Origin of the sequence: Actinomyces faecalis, assembly GCF_013184985.2 — a bacterium.
Taxonomy (GTDB): domain Bacteria; phylum Actinomycetota; class Actinomycetes; order Actinomycetales; family Actinomycetaceae; genus Actinomyces; species Actinomyces faecalis.
Genome location: NZ_CP063418.1, coordinates 666,492 through 686,801, shown reverse-complemented (window position 1 = coordinate 686,801; position 20,310 = coordinate 666,492). Strand labels below are relative to the sequence as shown.

Below are 20,310 nucleotides of genomic sequence, written 5' to 3'. Positions count from 1 at the left end.
GGCCGGTGCATGCCACAGGCGCTGCTCCTGCACCCTCCCGACCAGCTCAGCGGGCTGGTCGGGTGGAGGAGCGCGGATGCGCGAGTGTCTGAAGGGTGATCTCCTGGGGCCCATCATCCGTCAGGGCATCAGTCCCGGAGGCACCCGTGATGAGCGCCTGCACCGCCCGCCGGCTCAGCTCGGCCACGGGCCACTGGATGGAGGAGATCCCCATCAACTGGGCAGGGCCGGAGTCGATGTCACCGAAGCCGAAGACCTGAACGTCATCAGCCAATGTCAAACCGTGGGCGGTCACCGCCTCGCAGCATGCCAGCGCAAGCTGGTCATTGCCTGCGAAGACCAGGTCGGCGCCGTCGGACACCAAGGTGCTGGCCGTCTGCCGGGCATCACCCGCCAGCCAGCCGGGAGCCGTCAGCACCCGGGCGTCGGGAAAGCGCTCGAGGAAGGCGGGCAGGCGGTCCCCGGCCTCACCCGGGCCAATGAGGACCGCGGGATGGCGAACCTGGGAGGTGTCGATTGCGGTGAGCATCTGGCGCACCCCCGAGGCCTCGTTGATTCCCAGGGCAGCGCAGCCGGGAGCCTCAAGCGCCTGGCGACCAGTCGAGATCCACGCCACCGGAACCTCGGCCTGGTCGAGCAGCGTGCCAGCCTCCTCCATCCCTGGGGTGGGGCGACACACCGCCCCGGCGAGCTCGATCTCGCGCAGGGTCTCCTCAACCGTGGCGCGCGGGTCCTGACCCACCGGCACGGGCAAGATGAAGTGACCCTGCGCACGGGCGGCGTCGATCGCACCGGTGAGCACCTCGTTAAACACCGGCAGGCGCAGCGAAGCGGGCAGGTCTGGGAAGAACAAGGCGATGACCTTGCTCGTCTGGTAGCGGAAGCTGCGGGCCGAGGCGCGAGGCACGTAACCCACGGCCGCCGCGGCCTCCCGCACGCGCTGTGCCGTGGCAGGCAGGAACCCCAGCTCCTTGGCACGGCCGTTCATGACGTGGGAGACCGTCGCCACGGACACCCCAGCGGCCTTGGCTACGTCCGCACGGGTGGCTCGCGCCATCGTGTTCCCGCCTTCCCCTCATCGCCTGACGCCGCGGCATGCGAACGTCGCTCAACGCGATCGTACCCACAGCACTGGCCCTCACCCCTCGTATCCGGCGACGCCGCCCATAACAACCCCAGTACCGTGAACCCTCTGACAGCACCAAGGACCATCTCATGCCTCACGCCCCTGAACCTAACGCTAGCCCTGACGCGCCTGCGCCCCGACCGAACTTCCTGGTTCTCCTCACTGACGATCAAGGACCGTGGGCCACGGGTGCCAGCTGGCCGGAGTTAATCACCCCTGTCCTGGACGAGCTGGCGGACCGCTCAACCATCTTCGAGAACTACTACTGCGCCTCCCCGGTGTGCTCACCAGCCCGGGCATCCCTCCTCACTGGTTACATGCCCTCGGCGCACGGCGTCCACGATTGGCTCGTGGGTGGTCGACACCCGCAGGCCACAGAGGAGCCGTTTATCAAGGGAGTACGCACCCTTCCCGAGGTGCTCCATAACGCGGGCTACACCACCGCGATGAGCGGCAAGTGGCACGTGGGCACCTCACAGCATCCCGCACCGGGCTTCGACTACTGGTACGCCCACCGCTACGGCGGCAGTCCCTACTACGAGGCCCCGATCTGGGACGCCCAGGGGCGTGAGACCAGCGAGCCGCGCTACTTCACTGATGCCGCCGCCCAGGAGGCCTGCGGCATGATCGACGCCATCGCCCGGGACCACCCAGGATCACCCTTCTTCCTCCAAGTAAGCTTCACCGCGCCGCACTCACCGTGGATCGGCAACCACCCCGCCGACCTCATGGATATCTACGCCGACACCGACTTCCCATCCATCCCGCGCACCGCACCACACCCATGGACTCTGGCCTACAACGACTTTGCCTCAGCCTTCGCTGATCCCGTCCCCAGGCTGCGAGGCTACGCTGCCTCATTGTCAGGGGTTGACCGCGCGGTGGGCACGCTCATGGAGCACCTGCGCACGCACGGCCTGGAGCAGGAGACGGTCGTGGTCTATATGTCCGACAACGGCTTCAGCTGCGGTCAGCACGGGCTGTGGGGCAAGGGCAACGGTACCTACCCGCTCAACTTCTGGGAGAACTCGGTACGAGTGCCTGCCTGGTTCGCCCTGCCCGGCCAGACCCAGGGACGCACCGTCACCAGGCCGGTCAGCGCTTGCAGCTTCTACGAGACCATATGCGAGCTGGCTGGGGTGGAAGCGGGCGCAGACCCGTTGCGTGCAGCCGGCTCAGTGGCTGGCCTCCTGCGCGGACAGGGCCAGGATACGGACGAGCACGTCGTCGTCTTTGACGAGTACGGTGGCGGACGCATGATCCGCTCGGGCCGATACAAGCTTATTGACCGATATGAGGGCCCCAGCGAGCTCTACGACCTTAACGCCGACCCCCTGGAGGAGGAGAACCTGGCAGGCGTGCCTTCGCGGGCTGGTGTGGCAGCGAACCTGCGGGGAGAACTTGAGGAGTTCTTCGCTGCTCACTCCACAGACATAGAGGATGCCTGGGACCGTGACATCCGTGGCCGCGGTCAGATCCGTCCTGCACGGGCAGGGCTGGACGACGCCGGCACGTACGTTCTTCAGGATGAGGCGATGGACGGCGTCGGCAAGTCCTGACCGGGACGGTGCAGGCTTGGGGATGCCGCGAGCGGGCTGAGCCTGTAGGCTGTCAACGTCGCTGCAAGTAGTTTCAGCAACGTTCATCCGTCGTATGGACAAGGGATAGACAATGACGCAGAACCTGGCCTCCACCGTGCCCTCTCAGGTGCGGGCGGTCTCCGGGCACCCCGCTGGCGCCTCCACCGAGATGGAGGTCTGGCAGGGACTGTCGGCCGCCGTCGTCGACGCCATCGCGGACAGCTGGTACGCCACCGAGCAGCGCTACCGGGCCGGCCGCATGGAGCACTACTTCTCCGCCGAGTTCCTCATGGGACGTGCCCTGCTCAACAACCTCACGAACCTCGGTCTCGTCGACGAGGCCACCAAGGCCGTGGACTCCTTCGGTCGCAGCCTCAGCGACGTCCTGGAGCAGGAGCCTGACGCGGCCCTGGGCAACGGGGGCCTGGGCCGCCTGGCCGCCTGCTTCCTCGACTCCTGCGCCACCCTCGACCTCCCGGTCGCCGGCTACGGCATCCTCTACCGCTACGGCCTGTTCAAGCAGCTCTTCTCCGACGGCTTCCAGACCGAGCACCCTGACGCCTGGATGGAGGAGGGCTATCCCTTCGTCATCCGCCGCGAGGAGGCCCAGCGCATCGTCCGTTACAACGACCTGACCGTGCGCGCCATCCCCTACGACATGCCGATCACCGGCTACGGCACGAGGAACGTGGGCACCCTGCGCCTGTGGAAGGCCGAGAGCATGGAGGAGTTCGACTACGACGCCTTCAACTCCCAGCGCTTCACCGACGCCATCGTCGAGCGCGAGCGGACCGCGGACATCTCCCGTGTCCTCTACCCCAACGACACCACCTACGAGGGCAAGCTCCTGCGCGTGCGCCAGCAGTACTTCTTCTGCTCGGCCTCCCTCCAGGAGATCGTCGAGAACTACGTGACCCACCACGGCGAGGACCTGCGTGGGTTCTGCGACTACAACGCCATCCAGCTCAACGACACCCACCCGGTGCTCGCCATCCCCGAGCTCATGCGCATCCTCATGGACGAGCACGGCCTGGGCTGGGACGACGCCTGGGCCGAGGTCACCAAGACCTTCGCCTACACCAACCACACCGTCCTGGCCGAGGCCCTGGAGACCTGGGAGATCTCCATCTTCGAGCGCCTGTTCCCGCGCGTGCTTGAGATCATCTACGAGATCGACCGCCGCTTCCGCATCGACCTGGCTGAGCGCGGGGTCGACGAGAGCACGATCGACTACATGTCCCCGGTCCACGGTGGCCTGGTCCACATGGCCTGGATCGCCTGCTACGCCTCGTACTCCATCAACGGCGTGGCCGCGCTGCACACCGAGATCATCAAGCGCGACACCCTCAGGCAGTGGCACACGATCTGGCCCGAGCGCTTCAACAACAAGACCAACGGCGTGACCCCTCGCCGCTGGCTGCGCCAGTGCAACCCGCGTCTGTCCGCCCTGCTGGACGAGGTCACCGGCTCGGACGAGTGGGTGCGTGACCTGTCCGTCCTGGCCAGGTACACCGACGCCGCGGACGAGACCGTCCTGGACCGTCTGGCTGAGGTCAAGCACGCCAACAAGGTCGACTTCGCCGCCTGGGTGGCCGCGCGCGAAGGCGTGGAGATCGATCCCGACGCCGTCTTCGACGTCCAGATCAAGCGCCTGCACGAGTACAAGCGCCAGCTCCTCAACGCCCTGTACATCCTGGACCTGTACTTCCGGATGAAGGAGGACCCGACGCTGGAGGTGCCCAAGCGCGTCTTCATCTTCGGCGCCAAGGCCGCCCCCGGCTACGTCCGTGCCAAGGCGATCATCAAGCTCATCAACGCCATCGCGGACCTGGTCAACAACGACCCCGTCGTCTCCCAGACGATCAAGGTCGTCTTCATCCACAACTACAATGTCTCCCCGGCCGAGCACATCATCCCGGCCGCTGACGTCTCCGAGCAGATCTCGATGGCCGGCAAGGAGGCCTCGGGTACCTCGAACATGAAGTTCATGATGAACGGGGCCCTGACGCTCGGCACGCTAGACGGGGCGAACGTCGAGATCCTGGACGCCGTGGGGGAGGACAACGCCTACATCTTCGGTGCCACCGACGACGAGCTGCCCACGCTGCGTGCCAGCTACGACCCTGTGGCCACCTACCAGACGGTCCCAGGTCTCAAGCGCGTCCTGGACGCCCTGACCGACGGCACGCTCAACGACAACGGCTCGGGCTGGTTCGCTGACCTGCGCCGCAGCCTGCTCGAGCCCAGCTACGAGCCGGCTGACGTCTACTACGTGCTTGGCGACTTCGCGGCCTACCGCGAGGCCAAGGACCGCATGGCCGCCGACTACGCCGACCAGCGCGCCTGGCAGCGCAAAGCCTGGGTCAATATCACCCGCTCGGGCCGCTTCTCCTCCGACCGCACCATCAGCGACTACGCCCGTGAGGTGTGGAAGCTGACCCCGGAGTCGATCGACTGACCCCGGAGCCGATCGACTGACCTGCTGACAGGGTGCGGGAGCTAGTAGCGTCCGGCTGACACGCAGGTGCCCGCGCTCGCCTTTCTTGAAGGCGAGCGCGGGCACCTGCGTGTCTCAGCTCACGCCTACCGGCATGGCTTCAGCGGTTCCAGGCGTGTGATCGCGTCCTCAGGATGAGATCGCGCCCTACACGCTCGTTCACCCCACGTAAGCGCGATCCGACGACGTGAAGGCGCAATCTCAGACCTCTCCCACAGGCTCTAGAACAGCAGCGCGGCCAGCTGGCGGCGCGCCCGGGCGACCTCGGGGCTCTGCTGCCCGATGACGTCAAAGAGTTGGAGCAGCCGCACGCGTGCCGCCTCACGCTCCTCCCCACCGTGGGAGCGCACGGCCTCCAGGGCGCGCCCCAGCGCGGCGTTGATGTCCCCCAGCGCCAGCGCGGCATCGGCGCCGGCCAGCACCGCCTCGATGTCAGCCCCCTCAGCGTCAGCCGCAGCCAGCAGCGCGTGCGGGTCCTTGCCGTCCATCCGTGCGAGCATCCGGATCTGGTCGCGCGCGACCTTGAGCTGGTCGTCGCCGGGGTTCTGGGCGACGGCGTGGTCGTAGACCTCGATCGCGGCGTCAAAGTCACCACGCTCGATCGCCTCACGGGCCTCACGCTCGACCTCGGTCTCCTCGGGCTCTGCCGGCTCAGCCTCAGTCGCTCCGTCGACGGCGACCCGTCCGGTCACACCGTTGGCCGCGGCAACCTGGAGAAGCTGGTCAAGCAGCCCGCGCAGCTGGTCCTCGGGCACAGCCCCCTGGAACAGGGACATCGGCTGGCCGGCCAGCAGCGCCATCGCCGCGGGTACGGCCGTGGCCTGGAGAGCCTGGGCGACCTCAGGAGCGGCGTCGACGTCGACCCTCGCCAGCTCGAAGCGGCCACCGTACTCCGTGGCCAGCTTCTCCAGCAGCCCCGCAAGCTCGGTGGAGGCCTGGGAGCGCGGGGTGTGGAGGACGACAACCACCGGCACCTGCGTGGAGACCTCGGCGACGTCGCGCAGGTTGGTGGCGTCGATGTCGACGACGAGCGGAGCCGGCAGGACCGGTCCCTCACCGCCTGCGGCAGGCTGGGACGTACCGGGCCCGCCCGCAGCCGCTCCCGCGGCCCCGGTCGCACCGGCCCCGGCGCCAGGAGTCTGGCGCGGTGCGAGGGAGGACAGGTCAACAGCTCCGAACATGCTCATCTGAAGTTCTTCTTTCTTCCTGGTCCTGTGGTCACGGCCGGTCCCGACCCGGGCGCAGGTCCCGGAGACGGTGCTGGCGCGTCGGCACCTCGAGCCGCCGCCGTGTCATCCACGACGTCAACGACGGCGGTCCGGCGTCTACTCCTGAGGCGCGGCGGCGTCGTCACGTGCTGCCGAGGCGAGCACGAGATCCGCTCCCAGCGCCACGACCTCGCCACCGGCCTCTGCCGAGGGGACGGAGAAGGCGATCATGACGTCGTAGGAGGCCGTCACGGTACCACGCACCTCAGTGTCCCCGCCCAGCAGCTTGCCGACGTTCCCGCCGACGTTGAGCGTCGATCCGGCCACGGTCTTGGTGTAGGTGGTGGTGAAGGACAGGGTCGTGGCGACCAGCGCCCCGCCCTCGGTCGTGCGCAGGCCCTTGAACCCGTCCGACCCTGCGGTGGCGGTGACCGAGACCGTCCCCATGCCGGACAGGTCGACGCCGCGCTCGGAGGCCACGCGCTGACGCAGGGAGTCGTCCGCGAAGCCCAGGGAGTTGTCCCCCTCAGGGTTGTTGAGCAGCTCGATATAGGCGGCCAGGACCTCCTCAGGGGTGGCCACGAGGCCCTCAGAGTCAGCCCCGACCTGCTCCGAGCCCACCGACGCGGTGGAGGTGGCCGGCACCTCGACGCCCGCGAACAGACGCGCCCACGCCCACAGCTCGAAGCTGTCGCGCGCGGTCTCCTGCGACAGGACCAGCAGGTAAGGCGGCTCGGAGTCAGAGACCGGCTCGGTGATCGTCAGGGCAGCACGCGGGAAGCCCGTAGTCAGTCCTACCGCTCCGGCCTGGCTGGTGGCGGAGAAGGTGTGGATGAGGGACTCGTCCTCAGCAGCCTGGGCGACGGCGTACTCGGCCGTGCGCACGCGCGCAGCCGGCCCGGTGAGGTATCCCGCCAGGGCCTCGCCGTTCCTGGCGGAGTCCGCGGCGGACAGCCCCTTGCCGATCCGCTCCAGGACCACGGTGAGGCGGTCGGCGTCGAGCACCGGGCGCGGGGTGGCGCTGGAGGTGACCGACGGCGTGGCGGGCACCTCCTGCGAGCAGGCGGCCAGCGTGGCGGCGGCAGCGGTGGTCACGGCCCCGAGAAGGAAGTGTCGGCGGGTAGTCATCAGGCGTTCTCCTCACCCTCGGCGGTCGGGTCCACAGGATCGATGACGGCAGTGTCCTCTCCGACGGCGTCTCGGGAGGCAGCAGGTGCTGCGTGCTCGTCCTCAGCAGCCGGGTCCTCGTCGGTCAGGCTGAAGGCCTCCTCGGTCTCCAGCTCACGGGAGGCGCGCAGGCTGCGCACGGTCTCCTCGTCCAGGCTCGGGACGACGGCGGAGCCGCGGGCCGCACCGGCGGCCTCCAGGGTGTCCTCGTCCGTCGCGGGCTCGGTCGGCCCGTCGACCTGCGCGGGCTCGCCCGCCTCACCGGCTGCGTCCTGGCCGGAGCCAGGAGCGTCGTCGGCCGTCGGCTCAGGCTCCTGCTCAGGAGCCTGCGGGACGGAGGGCGCGGCGACGCCGTCGACGTAGACGACGCCGGTACGCGGATCGATCCACTCCTCGCCCGCGGCCTCCGCGCGCTCCTTGTCCCGCGCCTCACGGCGGGTGAGCGGACGGTTGGGGTCGTTGACGGCGGGAATGCCCATCGTCGCGGTGGAGTCGGCCGTGGCCAGGCGGGCGGCACGCTCGGCAGCGCGCTGGCGGCGCTGCTGGTCGGCGTGACGCATCTGGATGTCGAGCAGCAGACCGAAGACGCCCAGCAGGATGAGCAGGCCACCCAGCACCAGACCCGGAACGAGCCAGGGGGTGGACACTGAGCGCGACCAGGTCAGGGTCAGCGTGGGCGCCGCGTCGCTGTCGTCCGTGGAGGCGAGCACGACGAGGTCGGTGTCCGTGGCGTCGAGCTCAGTCGTGGCCGTGTCGGTCTCGGTGACCGAGGTCTGCCACACGTCAGCACCGGCAGGGTCGGCGCCGGAGGCGGTCAGGGGCGTGCAGCCCTCGGCCGCAGCGGCGTCGTTCGGCTCGGTCGAGGGGGTCTCGCTGGCGGTCTTGGTAGCGGCGCCGCTCGCCGTCGGGCCGGCCTCGCAGCGCTCGGTCACGGAGGTGGTGTCCAGGGTCTTCCAGTCCTTCAGGCCGGTGACCGAAAGGTAAGGGTCGTCGGCGAGCCAGGCGCGGGCGTCAGCGGAGTAGCCCACTGCCAGGGTCACGTCCTGACCCTGCGAGGACGCGGTGACGGTGACGTCAGAGTTGACCAGGCCCAGCACCCCGGGCTCGACCAGGACGTAGGGCTGGTCGGGAGCGGCCGGCAGAGTCGCCTCGGCGGTCGAGCTCGGACGCCACACGGTGGCGGAGCACACGGCCAGGGCGATGACGATCAGTCCTGCGGCAGCGGCGATCGCACTCACGATACGTCGGTTCACGACGCGGTCTCCTTGCTTCAACGGACAGGGGTCCGACGCACTCGCCGCGACGACGGTCGTGCGAGCCTGGGTGGCCGAGCAGGAGGCACGCTCCCTGGTCCACCTGGCACGTCGGACAATCCAGAATCCCATGCGAGCGGCTCATACGCAGCAGTCACGGGCAAGATCACAGGATCCTGCGCCCTGAGCGGAACCACGCAGCGGGTGCGTGCCAGCCTCCCTCAGCGGCGTCGTACGCCGCTGAGGGGCCAGCCACGCACCGAGGCGAGTCAGCACGACGGTGGCCGACGCCGATACCCTAGACCTCGCAGACGGCGCGCGGCCGTCGTGAGGAGGACACAGACGTGACTGACGGGACCGAGGCCTTCACGATCACGATGCGCGGTTACGACCGCGCACAGGTTGACCAGCGGATCGACACCCTGCGGCGCCAGCTCGCTGACGCTCGCCGCGAGGTCGAGAGCCTGGACCAGCGCACGATGACGCTGGCCGGCGAGCTTGCTGACGCTCAGCGCCGGCTGCGTGAGACGGACACTCCCTCCTACGCGGGTCTCGGCTCGCGCATCGAGCAGCTGCTGCGCAGCGCTGAGGAGCAGTCCGCGACCGTCCTGTCCAAGGCCAGCGCCGAGGCCGAGGCCCTGCTCGCCCGCGCTCGCACCAACGCCAAGCGTGTCTCTGAGCAGGCAGCCAACGAGTCTGCCACGCTCCTGTCAGACGCCCGCCGCGACGCCGCTGAGCTGCGTTCACAGGCGGAGTTCGAGTCCTCCACGACGACCGCCAACGCCACGGCCCGCGCTGAGGAGATGGTCGCCTCCGCCCGCCGCAAGGCTGACCAGGTCACCGCCGAGGCTGAGGCTGAGGCCACCAACGTGCGTGACAGCGCTGAGCGTGAGGCACAGCTCGTTCTCGCCCAGGCGAGGAAGGAGGCCACCGAGCTGCGTGTCTCCGCCGAGCGTGAGGCGGCTGAGACCCGCGACGCAGCCACCGCCGAGGCCGACGAGCTGCGCGCCACCAGCACCGCGGAGGCTGAGAAGGTCCGTTCCCTCGCGGCCTCCGAGGCAGCCACGGAGCTGGACAAGGCCCGGAGCGAGGCTGAGACCCTGCGTCGGGAGGCTGCCGAGGAGACGACGGCGCTGCGCCGCGAGGCCGCCGCTGAGGCAGAGGCCGCCCGTGCTGAGGCCACCGAGCTGCGACAGCAGACCAGTCTGGAGATCGCAGCACAGCACGAGGCTGCCGCGCAGGAGGACTCCGACGCCCACCAGGCAGCTGCCGAGCGCATCCGTGTCATGAACGAGCAGGCTCAGCAGCAGGCCGAGGAGGCCGAGGCCCGTCTGCAGGAGGCGATTGAGCGCGCCGAGGCCGTGCGCGTACGGACCGACGCCGAGGCGCGTGACCGCCAGGCTGAGGCCGAGCGTCAGGCCGAGCAGGTCCTCCAGGACGCCCGCGCCGAGGCCGCACAGATGGTCGAGTCTGCCCGTGCCGATGGTGAGGCGCGTCTGGCAGCCGCCGAGCGCCAGGTCGAGGAGCTCGAGCGCCAGCGCGACTCCGTGGCCTCCTACCTGGAGGAGATGCGCGGCGTGCTGGGTCACGCGGTGCCGCAGGCGCCGGTGTTCTCTGACGTCATCAACCAGGCCCTCCACCCGGCAGCGCCCGTCGCCCAGTCAGCCGCCGAGGTGGAGGCCGACCCGGCGCCGGCACCTGAGGATGAGGCGGCTCCTGCTCCTGCCTCCGAGGAGGACGGCGAGGACACGGCCGCAGACGGTCAGCAGGACACGGGACAGCCGTCCGTGGCCGGCCCGAGTGCTGAGCACCAGGAGGACGAGCAGGGCTGAGCCAGGCCCGGCCTCTGGCCAGAGTGGTCTCAGGCCTTCCAGGCTCGACGAAGCAGCTCAGCGGCCTCCGCCTCACTGACCCCGAGCGCACGCATCCGGGTCACGAAGGCGGAGGCTGCTTGCTGTGCCTGGGAACCCCTCTGGTCGCGGACGAAGGTGCCCGAGCGGCCACGCCCCTCGATCACGCCCTCGGCCTCCAGGGTCCGGTAGGCCTTGGCCACCGTGTTGACTGCCAGCCCCAGCTGCTCGGCCAGGGCGCGGGTGGCGGGCAGCCGGGCTCCCACCGGCAAGGTGCCCTGGTCCACCTGGCGGCGCAGCTCCTGGCAGATCTGGGCGAAGACGGGATCTGCCGCGGCAGGGTCAACGGTGAGGTCAAGGCGTGGGGTGCTCGTCATGGCACCAGTGTGCGCCACCCTGGACACTGCCGGGGGCCGGAAGAGGCTGCACCGCCCTCAGGCCCCACCTGAGCCTGCTGTCCCGTGCTGTGGCGCCCTGCGGTACTGCGCAGGGTGGTTCCGTGCAGTGACGCGGCACTGAGCCTGCGCCGTCACCCTCTACGCTGAGGCCATGACCGCCGACTCCCCCACGCCCCCGACGCCCGCGAGCCAGGACGAGGACTGGGCCGTGCGCCGTCGTGAGGCCGCTGCCGAGCGCGCCCGGCTGCTCCAGGCCCGCCAGGCGGCTGAGCACGAGCGTGCCGGCCAGATCATCGACCTCTTCCTCCAGGTCGCCCGCGCCGAGGGTCTCCAGCCTCAGCCGCTGCGCGTGCAGGGCTACGGCGGGGGCAGCGCGCGCACCGAGCTCAGCGGCTGGTACCTGCGTGCTGATCAGACCATCGGCATCGACACCGACGGGCGCTTCTACGTGCTGTCGATGCGCCTGTCGCTGCGCGAGAAGCTCATGGGCGCCCACCCGGTGGCCGAGCCTGCCCCGATGACGATCGGCGAGGGCGGTCGCGACGGGGATATCGTGCCGCTGCGCTTCGCCCTAGACCGCCTGCTACCTGGCTGGGAGGAGCGGTCACCAGAGCCGTTGCCCTGACGACGACGCCAGGCGCCGCCGTCAGCTCACCACAGGTGGCGTTCCCAGCAGGCGGTGTGCCAGTGGCGGCGCTCCTCCAGCCCACGGTCGACTCCGAAAAGCGACTCATTGGACCAGGCCACCACGTGAGGTGTACCTGGCACGATGGCGTTGTTACAGGCCGGGCAGGTGTACCGCTTGGACCCACCGCTGACATGGCGGACGGTGAAGTCCGCCCCGCCAGGACCGGTCTGCGTGCGTGGCATCGAGGACAAACGCTCCATCCGTAGCGGGACGTGTCCCTGGCTGTAGGGACGTCGAGAGCTTCGCCTGGCCATGGCGCCGACTCTAGCGCGTCCACCGTGTCGGCTGGCTGCCGGCTACTACCGCCAGCCAGCCGACCGCCTCAGCCCTTGACCGATCCGGACATGAGCCCGCCCACAAAGTACTTGCCCAGGAAGATATAGACCAGCAGCGTCGGTACCGAGGCAATCAACGCGCCAGACATGGAAGCCCCGTAGTCCGCCATGATCGAGCCGTGGGCCAGGTTGTTCAGGGCGAGAGTCACCGGACCGGACTGGGCTCCGCCCCCGAAGAAGAGGGCGAAGAGGAAGTCGTTCCAGGCACTGGTGAACTGCCAGATGATGACCACCACGAAGCTGGGCACGGAAACTGGTAGCACCACGGAGAAGTAGGTGCGCAGCATCCCGGCACCGTCAACCCTGGCTGCCTCGATGAGCTCGTCTGGGATGGTCTCGTAGTAGTTGCGGAAGATGAGTGTGCAAATCGGGATGCCGTAGACCACGTGCATGAGGATGAGCGTGTGGATGCCAAAGCCCAGGTCCGCCGTGGTCACCAGACGCATGAGCGGGATCATGACCGCCTGGTACGGGATGAACATGCCGAACAGGATAAGGGTGAACACCAGGTTCGCCCCGGGGAAGCGCCACTTAGACAGCACGAAGCCGTTGGCGCTGCCGAGCATCGCCGAGATGAGCGAGGAGGGGACTACGAGCATGAGCGAGCGCAGCAAGCCACCCCTCAGCTCGTTCCATGCTTTGACCCAGTTTGAGGTGTCCCAGGTCCTGGGCAGGTACCAGGTGGTCGCTGGTGAGGCCTCCGCCCCGTTCTTGAAGGAGGTGATGATCAGGACGTAGACAGGGATAAGGACGAAGATGAGAGAGGCCAGCAAAAGCACATAACGCAGGAGCGTGCTCCATGCGATGACGCCGCCTTGCCCCGCACGGCGTGGGCTCCGTGGCCCGGGCACGGTCCTCGTGAAGGATGCCGGTTCCTGGTGAACGGTGGTCACAGCCATCTCACTTCCTCCCTCGCGCGTCATGGACCAGGTAGGGGATCACGGCGATGGCGACCACTACGAGCAGGATCGTTCCCACGGCGGCAGCGTTGGAGTAGTCGTTGTCCGTCATGAAGTTAAACATGTCGATGGCAGGCACCTTGGTGGAGTAGGTGCGTTGGTCAGTGATCGACATGATGAGGTCAAAGGACTTCAGGGACATGTGCCCCACGATGATGACAGCGGAAAGGGCGATCGGGGTGAGCTGAGGGAAGATGATCGACCTGTACAGCTGCCATTCGTTGGCACCGTCCATGCGGGCTGCCTCACGCAGGTCATCACTGATGCCACGGAAACCTGCCAGGAACAGGGCCATGACGTAGCCAGCCAGCTGCCACACCGCAGGCAGGGCGATGGCCAGGATGCCGAAGGTCGTGTTCTGGGTCCACGAGTTCTCCAGGAAACGCAGTCCCATCATCTCCAGCAGACGGTTCAGGCCTGAGGCCTGCTCCCCCTGGGCAGAGTTGAGCAACCAGCGCCACACCACACCGGAGGCCACGAAGGACACGGCCATGGGAAAGAGGTAGACGGACCGGAACAGTCCCTCGCCCTTGATGGGCTTGTCCAGCAGCCAGGCCCACAGGAATCCAATGATGAGCGTGCCTGCCAGGAAGGCTACGGTGAAGAGGATGAGGTTGAGGAAGGAGTGCTGGAAGTCAGGGTTCTTGAAGAGGTTGATGAAGTTCTCCAGGCCCACCACGCGAGAGGGCTTGCGGCCCGAGACCTGGGAAGCCTTGTGCATGTCCAGCATGGAGGTGTTGATATTGATCCCGATCATCCCGTAGACGAAGACGCCCACGAGAATCAACGACGGAGACAAGAGCAACAGCCCTGGCCCCCACTGCCTCCAGCGGGTCTTGCGTCGTCTGGTGGTGCCACCTGGCATGGGTCATCTTCCTTTCAGTGGTCAACAGGCTTGTCCATGGCATGCCTCGCGCACGGGGCGACGTCGTTGTCGCCCCGTGCGCCGCTCTCAGGGTGCCACGCTTCCTCCTCACACAGCAGAGGTGGCACTCGACAGCACTCCCAGGCATGGCATGTGCCTGCGCACGTGTGGCGGCGGAACGCCCCGTCACCACACGCCAGTGGATGTGGACTCGGCTCAGGCAGCGTTGTCCGCGTAGGCCTTGGCAAGCTCTTTCTGCAGGCCGGCCAGGTCAGAAGCCCCCTGCGAGAACTTGGTCAGGGCGTCGCTCATCGCATTGGAGGCCGCAGCAGGCAGGGCGGCCCCGTGCGCGATGGAGGAGACGATGGTGTCCTTGCCAAAGGACTCCATGGCGGACTGCTGGTAGTCGCTGAACCCAGCCTTCTCCTCATCGGTCAGGTCGGAGCGTGAGGGGATGGAGCCCTTGACGGTGTTGAAGGCGATCTGCCCCTCCTTCGAGGAGATGCACTGCAGCCAGTTCCTGGCACCACCCGGGTGCGGAGCGCCGTCGGGCAGGACGAAGCCGTCCGCCAGGAAGTCGAAGATGCCGTCCGTGCCGGGGACCGGGAAGGCGACGTAGTCGGTGCCTAGCTTGAGGCCTGCGGCATCGAAGCCGGCCACAGCCCAGTCGCCCATGACGTTGAAGGCTGCCTTCCCCTCAAAGATCGGCTGCATGGCTGGTTCCCAGTCCTCGGTGTAGAGCGAGGAGTCGGTCAGGGCCACGATCTTCTCGTAGTGTCCCAGGGCTGCAGTGACCTCTGATCCGGCCCAATCCGTCTTGCCATCGAACAGCCCGGTGTAGGCCTCGGCTCCGAGGTCGGCGATGAGGACGGTCTCCAGGAGCTGGAGCTGGGTCCAGGCCATGCCCATGGTGATGGGAGTGAAACCTGCGTTCTTGACCTTCTCCATGTCCGCCAGCCAGCCGTCGATGTCCTTGGCAGGGGTGCTCGGGTCCAGACCAGCAGCCTGGAGGACCTTGACGTTCGCCCACACAACGTTGGCCCGGTGGACATTGGAGGGGATGGAGTAAATCTTGCCCTTGGAGTCCTTCAGACGCTCCACGAGGGTCTCGGGGAAGGCGTCCTTGAGGCCGAGCTCGTCATAGAGTGAGGAGATATCCACCAGGTAGCCTGCCTCAATATCCGCCTGGATCTCCGCACCGGCGTGGGCCTGGTAGGTGTCCGGCGGATTGGAGGCCGCCAGATCAGCGGCAAGCTTCTGCTTGGCCTGGGATCCGGCACCTCCGGAAACAGCCTTGTTCTCAAACATGGTGTCAGGGAACTGAGTCTCAAAGACCTTGACGAGGGCCTCCAAGCCCTCCTTCTCACTGCCTGCTGACCACCAGGTGACCACGTCAACCTTGCTCGCATCGCCCGAGGTGGCATCCTCAGCTGAGTCACCTGAGGATGAGGACTCCTTCGAGCCGGAGGTGCCGCAGGCAGCGAGGGTGCCCGCCAAGGCGATCGCGCCCGCACCGGTCAGCACGAGACGACGACGGATGAGAGGGGTACGCATGTTTTCTCCTGGAAACGACGCTGTTCTCAGTGAGACGAACCAGGAAGGGACCTGTCCGCTCAAGCCACGTAGCATCGCGTGGCTAGAAGTCAGTATAGGTCTAGACCAGTATCGGGGTGCACTTTTCAGACCGGAGCTTTCCCTCCTATCTGCACGCGCCGATCCCTCCTAGGCCTACCCCCTTCTTCACAAGGCCGAGGACCTCCCGCCTCCAGATGTGCACAGGTCCCGGCAGCCGCGTGCAGCGGCTGCCGGGACCTGTTGTCAGCCCAGCGGTGCTAGACGGCTGACGAGTGCTCACAGAGCGTGGAGCAGGTGTCAGATGAGGCCCATCTCCTGCACAGCGTGCTTCTCCTCCAGGAGCTCAGCAGCCGAGGCGTCGATCTTGGCGCGGGAGAAGTCGTCGATCTCCAGGCCCTGGACGATCTTCCACTCGCCGTTCTCGCTGACGGCTGGGAAGGAGGAGATGATGCCCTCAGGCACACCATAGGAGCCGTCAGACATGACCGAGGCGGAGGTCCAGGAGTAGTCCTTGACACCCAGGCACCAGTCGCGGACGTGGTCGATCGCCGAGGAGGCGGCCGAGGCGGCCGAGGAGGCACCTCGGGCGGCGATGATGGCCGCACCACGCTTGGCAACGGTGGGGATGAAGTCCTCCTCGACCCAGGCACGGTCCGCGAGCAGGTCGGTGACCGGCTGGCCCTTGACGGTGGCGTGGGTCAGGTCCGGGTACTGCGTGGAGGAGTGGTTGCCCCAGATGGTGACCTTGTCCAGGTCAGAGACGTGCGCACCGGTCTTGGCGGCCAGCTGGGCCAGGGCGCGGTTGTGGTCCAGGCGGGTCATCGCGGTGAAGCGGGAGGCCGGGACGTCCGGGGCGTGGGAGGCCGCGATGAGGGCGTTGGTGTTGGCCGGGTTACCCACGACCAGGACCTTGATGTCCTCGGCGGCGCCGGCGTTGATCGCCTCACCCTGGGGACCGAAGATGCCGCCGTTGGCCGACAGCAGGTCCGAGCGCTCCATGCCGGCCTTACGCGGCATCGAGCCGACGAGGAAGGCGATGTTGGCACCCTCGAAGGCCTTCTTCGGGTCGTCGAAGACGTCCACCGAGCCGAGCGTGGGGAAGGCGGAGTCGAACAGCTCCATGGCCGTGCCCTCGGCGGCCTTGACTGCCTGCGGGATCTCAAGCAGGCGCAGGTTGACACGCTGGTCCGGGCCGAGCAGGGCACCGGAGGCGATGCGGAACAGCAGCGCGTAACCGATGTTGCCGGCGGCACCGGTGACGGTGACGTTGACGGGGGCGTTAGCCATGAAGGACTCCTTCTAGGACTGGTTGGACTGACCAGGCCGTGCCTGCACGAGCCTGTCACGCGGGCCGCGCCGGGCGCTGCCCATGGAAAAAGCCTACGGCCCCGGGGCCGAGCACGTCAGGGACGATTGGCGGTCGGGTGTTCGCCATCGGCGTCATCCACGTCACACAGGACGCGCTGGGGCCCAGCCTTCCCTCCGTGAGCTCGCGCCCTCTCACCGTGATCTCGCGTCTCCAGCGCATCTTGCGCGTGCGACACACGCGATCCGAACCCACAGGCGCGTTCTCTCGCCCGCAGGCGCGATCTCACGAACCAGCACACTCCTCCTACAGCGGCACTCCCAGCCGCCCGACACACTGTCGCCGCCAGACACACTGTCGCCGCCGACGCACAGGTCACCCTGCGCGTCGGCGGCGACAGTATCGAGGAAGACAGCCTCAACCGAGGCCAGGCCGGCCCTAGCCGACCTCCTTGTCGGTGTGGCCGCTGGCCTGCTCCGAGGCCGCCAGCTCCTCAGGGCTGACCACGCCCTCCACCGCCACGCGGCTCAGGTAGGCCACGCCGTCGAAGGAGAGCTCACGGGTGTTCTCCGGGTCGCCCTCGTCACCGATCTGGCCGCCAGCCATCTTGTCGATGACGATGGCGATCGCGCCGTCACCGGTGACGTTGGTAGCGGTACCGAAGGAGTCGAGCGCGATGTAGGTGGCGATCATGAGCGCCACCTGGGCGTCGTCGAAACCGAGCATCGAGGACAGCAGACCGGTAGCCGCCATGATGGCACCGCCGGGCACGCCGGGGGCGGCCACCATGGTGATACCGAGCATGAAGATGAAGCCGGCCCACTGGGCCACGGAGACGTCGATCCCCTGGGTCAGGCAGATGGCGAAGGCGAAGGCGAAGATCTTTGAGGTGGAGCCAGCCAGGTGGATCGTGGCGCACAGCGGCACGGTGAAGGAGGCCACCGCGTCCGAGACGCCGTTCTTCCTGGCCTGGGCGAGCGTGACCGGGATGGTCGCCGCCGAGGAGGAGGTGCCCAGGGCCGTGAGGTAGGCCGGCAGCATCGTGACCAGCGCCTTGACCGGGTTCTTGCGCCCAACCGCTCCGGCCACGCCGTACTGGACGCCGAGGATGACAACCTCCAGTACCAGCACCACGACCACCACGCGCAGCAGCGTGCGCATGATCGACCAGGCCTCCCCGGTGTAGGTGAGGTTAAGGAAGATGCCGAAGATGTGCAGCGGCAGCAGCGGGATGATGATCTTCTCGATGAGCGTGGTGATGATGGCGCGGAACTCGATGAAGCCCTTGCGCAGCACGCCACGCGGCACCATCGACATCCCGATGCCGATCACGAAGCTGAGCAGCAGCGCCGTCATGACCCCCACCGGCGCAGGCATTTCTACAGTGAAGAAGGTCTCCAGGGCGCTGCCAGGCTCCTCGACGCTGTCCAGGGCGTGCCCGCCCAGCAGCGAGGGGAAGACGGTGGCGCACACGAGGTAGGTGAGGAACCCCGCGAAGAGAGTCGACCCGTAGGCGATGCCCGTGGTGATCGCGAGCCACTTGCCCGCACCGCGGCCCAGGTCCGCGATGGCAGGCGTGACCAGCCCGATGATGATCAGCGGGATCGAGAAGCTGAGGAACTGGCTGAACAAGGAAGAGAAGGTCGCGAAGACGCGGCCGATGGCCTCGGGCACCAGCGGGTTGCCGCCGACCTTGATGGATCCCAGCACCAGGGCCAGGATGATGGCGAAGATGACCCACACGAGGATCCCGCCCTTGGCCAGGAAGCGGCTCACGGCGGAGGAGGTGGTGGGGTGTGAGGGAGTCTGCGTGCTCGGCATGGAGCGCCTTCCGGTCACGGGGATGGGAACGGGCGGCAAACAAGCGCCCTGGGCGGGCAGCATGGCATGCCGGCCGCTCATCACGACGAGGAGTTTCGCGTGGTGAGCAGCAGTCTATGAGTTCGTGCGCCGCCTCACACGGTGAACGGCAGCCAACGCTCAGAAGGCGCTCAGACGATGGCGGGAAGAGTGGCGTACCAGCTCAGCGCCAGGACCGCTAGTCCCAGCAGGATGCCGAAGACGACGTCGAAGCGGCGCGAGCGCGCAGCGATCCAGGTGCCGTCAGGCCGCATGACACGCACGACAGCCAGGGTGAGAACCTCCAGCCCGAGCCAGATGACGGCGATGCGGTTGTATCCGAGCACGGCGAGAAGGGGGACCAGGAGGGTGGCTACGGCCGTGGCGACGACGGCGAGCGTGGAGTAGGGCTCGTGGTGGCGCTCGGCCCAGCCGGGACGTTTGCGGCGCAGGTCCATCTTCCTGCCTACCGGCTCATGCCCCAGTCCGTCATTCACGCGAGTCATGGTAGCGATCCAGTCACCATCCGCCACGATCCGCGACGGCGCGCCAAGGGTTACGCCTCAAGCTGCTGACGTATCTCCTCAACAAAGTCAAGAACAGTCACATCACCGGAAACCGGCCCGCCAGCCAGCATTCCATCAGTGCCAAGCAGCACAGCGGATGGGGTCGCGTCACACTGGAGCATATGAGCGGCAGCACGGTCATAGTCATACCAGGCGTGCTTGACCCACTCAGGGCGACGATCCTTGAGCTGTGCGACCGTGCCAGCCACCACAAAGTGGATACCAAGGGGTGGCATGGCTTCTACCCACTCATCAATGCGCGCCGCCACGACCTCACAGTGGCCGCACCCAGGAGCAACAAAAAGCAGGAGCTGCGCCTGCCTCTGCGAGACGCGGTACAGGTCCACCGGCGTCCCGTCCTCCTCCCGGACCGTGGCACGCGGTGTCAGCGTTCGCACGTAGTCCTCTGGCTCCGAGGCGGCATCACTGTGATCGTTAGGAGAAACCACCGCCGATGGTCCGTCCGGGGTCTGGTCTCCCACTCCCCCCGAGTCAGCTACCAGGTAGGCGACCACCATCGCGACGAGGACGGCACCTGCCCAAGCCACCACCGAAGGGTCGGCCAGTGCCTGGGTCAGCAAGGTACCTTGGCTCGCTGTCGAGATCACCGCGAGCACGGCAAGCAGGACGAGCAGACCGTTGCGCAGCACCGTGCGCCGACTCAGGACCGTCGCGCGCCCAGAACCGAAGCAGTTGCACACAGCGCCCGGCACCTTCATAGCCTGCAGGACGAAAGACGTGTATGCCACGCACAGCGCCAAGGCAGCGCAGGCGGCGAGCACCCCGAGTACGCCTGTCGATACGAGAAGCATCCCCGCTAGGAGGATCTCGATCCACGGATGCGAACGACGCAGCCAACGCCGGTTGAGCCGCTCAGGGACACGCATGAGATCCCATTCCAATGCGACACGTGCGTCGTCATCGCGAAGCTTGGCCGCCCCCGCCCCGGCAAGGACAGCCGCAAGTATGACTGGTGCAGCCACCAGTGCCTGGGTCATGACAAACTCCTCACGGTCAGGATATCGCTACGGCTCCATTGTGACGTGGCACAGCCCCGCCACCGTCTCCACTATGAGCCGCAAGGGCCACAGGTCACCA

The 20,310-nt window shown here is 67.5% G+C and carries 17 protein-coding genes; 4 read left to right on the top strand and 13 right to left on the bottom strand.

Features of this window, described 5'->3' with window-relative positions; translation table 11 throughout:
- Window positions 1-46: 46 nt before the first annotated feature.
- Window positions 47-1,057, bottom strand: coding sequence for a LacI family DNA-binding transcriptional regulator (locus HRL51_RS02740; protein ID WP_172119627.1), 1,011 nt, complete (start codon window positions 1,055-1,057; stop codon window positions 47-49).
- Between the two features lie 158 nt (window positions 1,058-1,215).
- Here HRL51_RS02740 and HRL51_RS02735 point away from each other — a divergent pair, with 158 nt between their 5' ends.
- Window positions 1,216-2,685, top strand: coding sequence for a sulfatase-like hydrolase/transferase (locus tag HRL51_RS02735; protein WP_172119628.1), 1,470 nt, complete (start codon window positions 1,216-1,218; stop codon window positions 2,683-2,685).
- Window positions 2,686-2,797: 112 nt separating this feature from the next.
- Window positions 2,798-5,164, top strand: a complete 2,367-nt coding sequence (locus tag HRL51_RS02730; RefSeq protein ID WP_172119629.1) for a glycogen/starch/alpha-glucan phosphorylase — start codon at window positions 2,798-2,800, stop codon at window positions 5,162-5,164.
- A 260-nt stretch (window positions 5,165-5,424) separates the two neighbouring features.
- On the opposite strand, the gene HRL51_RS02725 is transcribed toward HRL51_RS02730, so the two are convergent.
- From HRL51_RS02725 to HRL51_RS02715, 3 genes are all read right to left on the bottom strand, one after another.
- A complete protein-coding gene (locus tag HRL51_RS02725; RefSeq protein WP_172119630.1) occupies window positions 5,425-6,390 on the bottom strand; it encodes a tetratricopeptide repeat protein in 966 nt (321 codons plus the stop codon).
- Window positions 6,391-6,528: 138 nt separating this feature from the next.
- Window positions 6,529-7,539 (bottom strand): DUF8094 domain-containing protein, encoded by a 1,011-nt coding sequence (locus HRL51_RS02720; protein ID WP_172192398.1) that lies wholly within the window; start codon window positions 7,537-7,539, stop codon window positions 6,529-6,531.
- A complete protein-coding gene (locus HRL51_RS02715; RefSeq protein ID WP_244960227.1) occupies window positions 7,539-8,831 on the bottom strand; it encodes a hypothetical protein in 1,293 nt (430 codons plus the stop codon). The genes HRL51_RS02720 and HRL51_RS02715 overlap by 1 nt, the downstream gene beginning before the upstream one ends.
- Before the next feature lie 344 nt (window positions 8,832-9,175).
- Between HRL51_RS02715 and HRL51_RS02710 the strand changes: the two genes are divergently transcribed.
- Complete coding sequence (locus tag HRL51_RS02710) at window positions 9,176-10,663, top strand: DivIVA domain-containing protein (RefSeq protein WP_172192396.1); 1,488 nt, start codon at window positions 9,176-9,178, stop codon at window positions 10,661-10,663.
- A 29-nt stretch (window positions 10,664-10,692) separates the two neighbouring features.
- Here the strand turns inward: HRL51_RS02710 and HRL51_RS02705 are convergent, their stop codons facing one another.
- Window positions 10,693-11,058, bottom strand: a complete 366-nt coding sequence (locus tag HRL51_RS02705; RefSeq protein WP_172119633.1) for a GntR family transcriptional regulator — start codon at window positions 11,056-11,058, stop codon at window positions 10,693-10,695.
- A gap of 172 nt (window positions 11,059-11,230) precedes the next feature.
- Between HRL51_RS02705 and HRL51_RS02700 the strand changes: the two genes are divergently transcribed.
- Window positions 11,231-11,704, top strand: a complete 474-nt coding sequence (locus HRL51_RS02700) for a hypothetical protein (RefSeq protein ID WP_172192394.1) — start codon at window positions 11,231-11,233, stop codon at window positions 11,702-11,704.
- Between the two features lie 26 nt (window positions 11,705-11,730).
- On the opposite strand, the gene HRL51_RS02695 is transcribed toward HRL51_RS02700, so the two are convergent.
- The 8 genes from HRL51_RS02695 to HRL51_RS02660 all read right to left on the bottom strand — a co-directional run bounded on the left by HRL51_RS02695 (window position 11,731) and on the right by HRL51_RS02660 (window position 20,210).
- Window positions 11,731-12,021, bottom strand: a complete 291-nt coding sequence (locus HRL51_RS02695) for a hypothetical protein (protein ID WP_235954057.1) — start codon at window positions 12,019-12,021, stop codon at window positions 11,731-11,733.
- Window positions 12,022-12,089: 68 nt separating this feature from the next.
- Entirely contained in the window at window positions 12,090-13,001 is a 912-nt protein-coding gene (locus HRL51_RS02690; protein WP_172192392.1) for a carbohydrate ABC transporter permease, read from the bottom strand.
- A 1-nt stretch (window position 13,002) separates the two neighbouring features.
- The gene (locus tag HRL51_RS02685) at window positions 13,003-13,926 is read right to left on the bottom strand and encodes a carbohydrate ABC transporter permease (RefSeq protein WP_172119636.1); all 924 of its coding nucleotides are present in this window, start codon (window positions 13,924-13,926) and stop codon (window positions 13,003-13,005) included.
- Between the two features lie 216 nt (window positions 13,927-14,142).
- A complete protein-coding gene (locus HRL51_RS02680; protein ID WP_172119637.1) occupies window positions 14,143-15,480 on the bottom strand; it encodes an ABC transporter substrate-binding protein in 1,338 nt (445 codons plus the stop codon).
- A gap of 318 nt (window positions 15,481-15,798) precedes the next feature.
- Window positions 15,799-16,788 carry a malate dehydrogenase gene (locus HRL51_RS02675; RefSeq protein WP_172119638.1) on the bottom strand — a complete coding sequence of 330 codons (990 nt, stop codon included), beginning with the start codon at window positions 16,786-16,788 and terminating at the stop codon, window positions 15,799-15,801.
- Window positions 16,789-17,245: 457 nt separating this feature from the next.
- Complete coding sequence (locus HRL51_RS02670; protein WP_172192510.1) at window positions 17,246-18,583, bottom strand: dicarboxylate/amino acid:cation symporter; 1,338 nt, start codon at window positions 18,581-18,583, stop codon at window positions 17,246-17,248.
- A gap of 215 nt (window positions 18,584-18,798) precedes the next feature.
- Window positions 18,799-19,152: a DUF3017 domain-containing protein gene (locus tag HRL51_RS02665; RefSeq protein ID WP_172119639.1), complete on the bottom strand. Its 354-nt coding sequence runs from the start codon at window positions 19,150-19,152 to the stop codon at window positions 18,799-18,801.
- Between the two features lie 50 nt (window positions 19,153-19,202).
- Window positions 19,203-20,210 carry a MauE/DoxX family redox-associated membrane protein gene (locus HRL51_RS02660; protein ID WP_172192390.1) on the bottom strand — a complete coding sequence of 336 codons (1,008 nt, stop codon included), beginning with the start codon at window positions 20,208-20,210 and terminating at the stop codon, window positions 19,203-19,205.
- Window positions 20,211-20,310 lie beyond the last annotated feature (100 nt).